We start from the raw sequence: 275 nt of genomic DNA, 5'->3' as shown, positions 1-275 counted from the left end.
GGCGCCGTCTCGCGGGCACGCCCGCGCCTTCCCCTCAGCCGAAGCCGGCCATGACCGTCACGCTTGCCGACCCGGACTTTTACAGCGCCCTGCCCTCGATCATCGGCACGGGCTCCGCCGATCCGTACCCGGTCTATGCCTGGCTGCGCGCGAACCGGCCGCTGTGCCGCGACGCGAGCGGCGTATGGCTCGCTTCGTCGCACGCGCTCGTCACGCGCATTCTCGAGGACGCGCGCTTCTCCGCGCGCATGCCGCCTTCGGCCACGCCATTCGAC

At 72.0% G+C, this 275-nt stretch carries 1 pseudogene; it reads left to right on the top strand.

The window, feature by feature from the left end:
- Window positions 1-50 precede the first annotated feature (50 nt).
- Window positions 51-275, top strand: a pseudogene (locus SB751_RS30235) (cytochrome P450); the annotation flags it as partial.

Origin of the sequence: Cupriavidus sp. SIMBA_020 (genome assembly GCF_046535395.1) — a bacterium.
GTDB lineage: Bacteria > Pseudomonadota > Gammaproteobacteria > Burkholderiales > Burkholderiaceae > Cupriavidus > Cupriavidus campinensis.
Note: the sequence above shows the minus strand (reverse complement) of the source record. Positions and strands in the feature narration are given on the sequence as shown.